The organism is Streptomyces sp. NPDC021212 (genome assembly GCF_044332925.1).
Taxonomy (GTDB): domain Bacteria; phylum Actinomycetota; class Actinomycetes; order Streptomycetales; family Streptomycetaceae; genus Streptomyces.
Window position 1 is genome coordinate 144,551 of sequence record NZ_JBIRPZ010000020.1, and the last position, 6,441, is coordinate 150,991.

The 6,441-nt window shown below is 68.9% G+C and carries 7 protein-coding genes; 1 reads left to right on the forward strand and 6 read right to left on the reverse strand.

All coding sequences use genetic code 11. From position 1 onward, the window contains the following. Position 1 precedes the first annotated feature (1 nt). The 5 genes from ACH4SI_RS38045 to ACH4SI_RS38065 all read right to left on the reverse strand — a co-directional run bounded on the left by ACH4SI_RS38045 (position 2) and on the right by ACH4SI_RS38065 (position 4,246). Entirely contained in the window at positions 2–1,471 is a 1,470-nt protein-coding gene (locus ACH4SI_RS38045) for a replication initiator (RefSeq protein ID WP_398304143.1), read from the reverse strand. A 133-nt stretch (positions 1,472–1,604) separates the two neighbouring features. Next, positions 1,605–2,288, reverse strand: a complete 684-nt coding sequence (locus ACH4SI_RS38050) for a DUF2637 domain-containing protein (protein ID WP_398304145.1) — start codon at positions 2,286–2,288, stop codon at positions 1,605–1,607. 43 nt (positions 2,289–2,331) lie between these two features. Next, positions 2,332–3,711 (reverse strand): cell division protein FtsK, encoded by a 1,380-nt coding sequence (locus ACH4SI_RS38055; protein ID WP_398304147.1) that lies wholly within the window; start codon positions 3,709–3,711, stop codon positions 2,332–2,334. Beyond that, positions 3,708–3,902 (reverse strand): hypothetical protein, encoded by a 195-nt coding sequence (locus ACH4SI_RS38060; RefSeq protein ID WP_398304149.1) that lies wholly within the window; start codon positions 3,900–3,902, stop codon positions 3,708–3,710. Before ACH4SI_RS38060 ends, ACH4SI_RS38055 begins: the two co-directional genes overlap by 4 nt. After that, positions 3,899–4,246: a hypothetical protein gene (locus ACH4SI_RS38065; protein ID WP_398304151.1), complete on the reverse strand. Its 348-nt coding sequence runs from the start codon at positions 4,244–4,246 to the stop codon at positions 3,899–3,901. Before ACH4SI_RS38065 ends, ACH4SI_RS38060 begins: the two co-directional genes overlap by 4 nt. A gap of 180 nt (positions 4,247–4,426) precedes the next feature. On the opposite strand from ACH4SI_RS38065, the gene ACH4SI_RS38070 reads away from it, so the two are divergent. Beyond that, a complete protein-coding gene (locus tag ACH4SI_RS38070) occupies positions 4,427–4,837 on the forward strand; it encodes a GntR family transcriptional regulator (RefSeq protein WP_398304153.1) in 411 nt (136 codons plus the stop codon). A 1,268-nt stretch (positions 4,838–6,105) separates the two neighbouring features. Here ACH4SI_RS38070 and ACH4SI_RS38075 read toward each other — a convergent pair. Beyond that, positions 6,106–6,441: DUF6415 family natural product biosynthesis protein (locus tag ACH4SI_RS38075; RefSeq protein ID WP_398304155.1), on the reverse strand; the 336-nt coding region annotated here is incomplete at its 5' end.

A 6,441-nucleotide genomic window follows, 5' to 3' on the forward strand; every position in this document is an offset into this window, starting at 1 on the left:
GTCACAGCCAGGGGTCTCCTTCGGTCTTGCGGCGTTGGACTTGCTCGCGTGCCTGGGTGAGGTCGTGGCGTACCTGGGCGGCGAGGAGTTCTTCACCGGGGCTGTAGCCGGAGGCCAGGTATTGCCAGTGGGAGACCACGAGAGTGGTCTCGTCGTCCAGCTCGGGCCGGTCGTCATCGGCGGCGGCGCGTGCTTGCTCGGTGCGCCAGGTGCGGCGGACGTCGCGCAGTGCGCCGAGGGTGGTGGAGTAGCGGCGGGATTTGCTGGAGAAGTGGCCCCGGAAGCCGAGCATGTGGGCCCACTTCCAGAGCTTGAGGTCCGCGAATTCCGGCAGGTGGCCAAGGGCCCATGCGGTGCGGATCATCTGGCGGACGTGGTGGTGCACGCGCAGGTCCGCGATCGGCTCGGACTGCCCGGTGCCGTCGCACTGATCGCATAGGTCCCGGAACCCGTCCGGACCACGCTGGTAGCCACGTCCGGCGCAATGGACACAGCGCAGGGAGCGATCCACGGTGCCGGAGTCCTCGGCACTCTTCGTCGCATACTTGGCGACGTAGGCCGCGACCTTCTGATCGGTCAACTCGCCGTCGCCCAGAGCCGCGATCTTGCGGATGTCCAGCTCGGAGCCCCACTTGAGTTCGCGTTCGCCGATGGCGTCGGAGGCCACGGTGAGCACGGCTCGTTTACGCGCTTTCTTGACCGCGTGGGTGAGGGCGTCGGCGGTGGCCCACCGGGGCGGAGGCTCGTTGCTCCCTTCCGGGCCGTCGAGACGAACCACGGCGTGGAAGTGGACCAGGCCGCGCCGCTGGTACTCGGCGACCTTGGCGAAGGAGACGCGCACGGCCGCATTCAGCGCCTTCTGCGTCATGCCGAGGTGGGCGGCCAGTTCGCGGCGCAGGTAGGTGGTGAAGCGGGCCCACAGGGCTCCGGCGTGCGCGTTCCACAGCACGGCTCCGGCGTAGTCGTACGTCGAAGGAGACAGCGGCGTGCCCAACGCCGGGTCATCGGGTCCGTGGCGTTCGCCGCAGCGGCAGGCCAGGTTCTGGCCCGCGTCAGTGGTGATCCGGTTATGGACCGGGCCGAACGACGGCGCGGTGAGGGTGACGAACAGCCGAGGGTGCGTGCGGACGGCCTCCGGCACGTTCTTGCCGCCGGAGAGCCCGGCCCGGATCAGGTGGTAGGTATCGGCGGCGTACAGGCGCGAGCAGGACGGGCAACGCGAGGAGCGGCGGTTGCCGCAGGCAGTGAGCAGCCGCCCAGTGGGTTCGTCGGCGGTGCTGTACGAGCGCAGGACGGTGTCCGTCGCCGCGTCGCGGGTCTCTGTGGAGCCGACAAGCTGCACGGGCCGGGTGCAACCGCGGATTTGGCTGATCTGGCCTTGGACGCGGTCGAAGTCGGGGTGGTGGGCGAGGTGGATGAGGTCCCGCAGGGCCAGGCTCGCCACGTGGCGCAGGTCCAGGGGGGCTTTCACGGGTGACGCGTCCTTTCAGGTGAGGGAGGGCCCCAAGCAGCACCAGGCCAGGGCTGCGGGTGCTGCTCGGGGCATGACGGACCAAGCCCGGGAGAGCTGAGGGTCTGGGTTGCCGGAACGGCCGGCTGGGGGATCAGGCGGAGAGCTGGGCGTGTGCTGCGGTGGCCAGCGGCAGCGCGATGCCGAGGCGTGCCCGGAGCTGGGCCGCGCTGATGGGTTCGCCGTGTTCGGCCTGGTAGGTGTCGGCGATGGTGCGGGCCGCGTTCAGCAGTGGCGCGGGCACGGTGACCGCTGGGGAGGTCTCCGGCTTCGGCGTGACCGGCGGTGCCACCGGTTGGGGCGCCGGGGCAGGCGCACTCTCGACGACTGGCGCCGGGTCTCCCTCTGGCTCCGGGGCCGCCTGAGTGGCGGTGTGAGCCACGGTGTGGAAGTGGCGCAGGAGCTGCGGACCAACGGCTCCCCAGCCCAGCAGGAGGAGCGGGGCGACCGCGTCCACGGCAGCGCGGCCATAGTGCCCAGCGACGATGGGTTCGGCGATGTTGAGGGCCAGGGTCAGCAGCCCGGACAGGTGCATCAGCCGGGTAGCGGCCTTGATCTGCTCGGCGGGGACACCGCGCAGGGACAGGTAGCGCAGGGCCACCAGGAGGCCGACCACGGACAGGTCCACCATGGGGGCGATCAGCGGCGCGATGGGTGCCGGGACGCCGAGGCGTAGGGCCAGGGCCCAGACGTTTCCGAAGGAGAAAACGAACGCCAGGGCCGCAATGATGCCCATGACCACAGTCACCGTGCGCTGAGTGATCCGGTCCTCAGACATAGGGGATTCACCTCCCTTCCAGGTGTCGGCTGGTCAAAGAACGTCACTTGGTGAGGGCGACTGGTGTCCCGGGGCCGTTGGTCAGTTGGTCGTTGAGGAGGTCGGCGGGGTCGCGGGTCAGGTGGGCGGTGTCGGTGGCGATGCGGGCCGCGTCCGCGTCGGCCACGTACGGGGTGCGGATGCGGGTGAACCCGGGGCGCCCCTGATGGGCCATGGCGGCCACGCCGACGTAGGCGGGGTCCTGGAGGGCGGTGGGGTTAGCGTCCGGCCAGTTGCGGATGTCCTCTCCCAGCGCGACCACGGCCGCCTCAGCGGTCTTCTGCGCGAAGGACATGCCCACCGGGCACACGTCGCGGATGAACGTGGGGATGGCATCTCCGGTCGCCTTCTGCGTCGCGATGAGCACCAGGATTCCGACGCTCCGGCCCTTCTTCACCAGGTCCTCAACCAGCCGCGCGTTCTCGGCAGCCAGGGCAGCGAGCTTCTTGGTCTTCGGGTCCGCGCCCTTGTAGTCACGGAAGTACGTGTGTGCCTCATCCACGATGAGCACGGTCAACGGCCAGGATGCCGAAGGCCCGACGTGCCACAGGTTCTTCACGCCCAGCAGGGCGCGGATGGAGGCCGAGCGGTCCCGCCGCAGCTTCACGAGCCGCTTGAACAACGCGTTCGCCTCCGCCAGGTCATCGCCGACGAACGCGAACGCCCGCTGCGCCAGGTCGGCGTAGTCGCCCTCATCAGACGAGGTCACCTTGCCATCGGCCACCGCGTACTGAATCGCAGCCGAGGGCGCCGTATCGCACAGGAAGCGGTTCACCAGCGAGGTCTTGCCGAAGCCGGGCAGTCCGGCCACGGTCACCCCGGGCACGTCCGACAGGCTCACGCTCACCGGTTGCGCGTACTCGTCCAGCCCCAGGCGCCAGACCGCCAGTTCCTCGGGAACCTCCCCGGTGGGGGTGTGTTCGGTCGGTACGACAAGGGGATCAACCCGCACGCCACGGATCACGAGCTGCCCAGGGGCGGCCGGCAGGACGGAGACCCGTGTGCAGCGCCAGGCGTCGGCCAGGTATGGGGCGGCGCGCTGGAACTCCGCCAGGCTGACCTTGGGCAGGCACACCGCGCGGACCAGCACCCCATACCGGTCGGCCGCGACCTTGATCTTCGGGATGAGGATCTTGGGCTTGGGCACCTTCCCGTCCGGCGCCACGATCACGGCCGGAGGGGTCTTGTCGGTCACCGACAGCCCAGCCATCGGAGCCAGCCGACGCCATCCCCGGCGGACGCGTATCGCTTGCCGGATGCTGGCCCGCGTCATCGTGTCGGCACGCACGTAGCGCACCAGCCACCACACGGCCCATCCGAGGGCCGGGGCCAGGGCCGCCCCGGCCAGAGCCGGGGCAGACCCAATCAGTTCCTGAATGGTCACAGTGCGTCCTTGTAGAGGAATCGGTACAGGGATATGCGCAGTTCCAGCAGGTCACGGCCGGAGGTGAACGTCGGGTAGCCGTGCGCCTCGATCACCTCGGCCACGTCCAGGGCCAAGCCGTTGGTGAACCGCGAATCGTGGTCCCCGCTCTCCGGGGCAACCGGGTAGGCCCGTTCGGGAGCGGCCGTCACTTGGCCACCGCCGCAAGCTCCACCTTCGCCGCCCGGTAGGCCACACCCTCGGACAGCTGGCCGTTGAAGATGCGCGCCCACGGAGTGGCGAACAGCTCCGTCACCTGCACCGGCGTGCCCGGCTGGAGACCGTCCGGCAGACCGCTCTCCGGAACGGTGATCTTCATCTGCTCTGCCCGGCCCTCCTCCATGAGGAAGACGGTCAGCGTGTGCAGGGTCTCGCCGGTGTCGCGGTCGGTGGCGAGAACCCCGGTCTCCGGATCCTTGATCTTCGGCACCGGGGCGGTGCCAGCGATGAACATCGTCGAGGGCAGCAGCCCCACACGGATACGGGTCATAGCCATGCCTTTTGCTCCCTTTCGATCTGCAGCCGCTCGTTGCGGCGCGATCAACAGTGCACTAAGTGAGCTAGCGCGTCAATCACATAGCTCACCAGTGATGCATGCGAGCTAGCGCACTTCGGCAACAAGGAGGCAACAGGTGTTCTAGTGCGATGGGTGGGCTTAGCGGGCTACCCTCGGGCTATGAGCCTGCCAAGGGACACCCACACTCCGCCTTACCGGCTGGTCGCCGACGAACTGCGCCAGCAGATCCGCGCTGGCCGCATCAAGCCGGGCGAACGGGTCCCGTCCTCCCGCGAGCTCGAAGCCAAGTACGACATCGCGAACATGACCGCGCGGTCTGCACTCCGCGTTCTACGCGACGAGGAGTTGATCTACTCCACCCCGGGCCGGGGCAACTTCGTGGTTGACCCCCTGCCCCCAGAGCCCAGCGAGGCCCCGGGGGCAGGCGAGCCGGTGGGTCACCGGCAGATGCCCAGCGCTGAATACCTGGAGCTATCCGAACGCCTGGACACCCTCACCGCGAAGGTTGACGACCTCATGGGGGTTTTCCAGCAGCTCGCCAGCCTCACCGAGCGTCAGAAGAAGGACTAGCGGCCAGGTTCTCGGCGACCCGTCTGGCCAGCTCCTCCAGCAGGGCAATCTTCTGGTCGAGTTCGGCAAGGCGAGCCCGAATCTCCGCCGACTCCTGGTCGTTCATTGCCACCCCGTTCGCGTCGCTTATGCCTGCTCACCTGTCCCAAGCCGGAATTCCGGGTCTCCTGGGGACATCCGCACCCTGTGGCGTTGGCCACGCGTAGCTCTCGCCTCTGATCCGCGCGTCCACAACGGACGGCCGAGGCGGCATAGATGAGCTGTTCAGAGTTTCCTTACTGTGATCAAGGCGGCCCGCTGGCGCGGGCCGCGCGCGCTGGCGGCCCGTGGCCGCCGCCCGCTCCTGTCTGCCGCCCCGCTCAGCGGCGCCCCCGGGCCACTCAGCGCGCCACCCCGACTCAGCGACCCACCAGACACAGTCAGCACCGGGAACAGCCGACCCCGTGCGCCCCGCCGATCGCAGCGGACACGCAGAGGCAGCGGCACGACCAGGACCACGCGCCCAACCGGCCTGCCTCCGAAGGGCGGCTACGCAGAGCGGTTTACATGGCGGGCCGTCTGCCGACTGCGTCCATCGCTGTTGTGCGCGCAGGAACGGCCAGCGGCGAGAGAGGGGTGGCCGGGCAGGAGGCACGTCGGTCGTCGAGCCCGGTGTGATGTGGCCGGCCGCCGTACTGCCGCCGTCACGGATGCGGCTGCGTAAGCAGACGTGCCGCGCCGGATGTGGCGGGCGGGGGGCAGCTGCTGCCGCGCGGTGGTTCGGCCCGTCGTGGTCGCTCCGCGTCGGTTCCCGTATCGCCGTGGCTGGGCAGCGCGTCGTAGAGGCTTCGGGCATCGCCAGCGTCGAACCCGCCTCGTCGTGCATGCCTCGCACTTGTCACCATCCCTTTCTTCACCTGGACTCATCCGGGGCAGGCAGTGCCGAAGCGAGCACGACGACGTCCCCGGTACCATCGGCACCGGGGTCCTGAACAGGGACTTCCGACCGGACCGCCCCGCTCCTGCCAAGGTTTGAGGGGTGGTCCGGTTTCCTTATGCGGTTGTTGTGCGCGGCCCGGCCCCCTTCCCGCGGAACGGGTTGGAGCGAGAACGGGAGCCGGACCGCTGACGGCGGACGGTGCAGAGTCCGCCGCCCCCGGGCGTGATGGGTGCCATCTGCGGAATGGCGAACGGGACGACGTCCGCTGCACAGTCACCACGGCCCGGGGGCTGAGGGCGGGAGCTGCGGGTCTTTCCCCATGGGCAGCAGCTCCCGCCCGGTCTTCAGGTCACTGGTCGTGCTCCTGCACGAGCCCGGAGTTGTTGAGCAGGAACTGACACGTGTAGCCCAGGCTCCGAACGTGCCAGTCGGCCGACTGCAAGCCGGAACCGAGCCCTTGACGTAGCTCGTGCGGGATCAGGTTCAGCCTGCTTCGCTTCTGGTACCAGGCCACAGTGCCCCGGTTCATGCGGTTGACCAGCTCTTCGACATGCGGCATCAGTGCCTTGATGTGCTTCACCAGGGACGCGTGCAGCTCGCAGAGTTCTTCGTACGGGGGCAGCGCCGTCCGCTTGAGTAAGGCGCGGGAGACCGTTGCGACAATCGCATCAACGTCTAACTCGTC

Coding starts and splice junctions, on each gene's coding strand:
- ACH4SI_RS38050 (WP_398304145.1), bottom strand. CDS start 2,288: ATGTCTGAGGACCGGATCACTCAGCGCACGGTGACTGTGGTCATGGGC.
- ACH4SI_RS38065 (WP_398304151.1), bottom strand. CDS start 4,246: ATGGCTATGACCCGTATCCGTGTGGGGCTGCTGCCCTCGACGATGTTC.
- ACH4SI_RS38070 (WP_398304153.1), top strand. CDS start 4,427: ATGAGCCTGCCAAGGGACACCCACACTCCGCCTTACCGGCTGGTCGCC.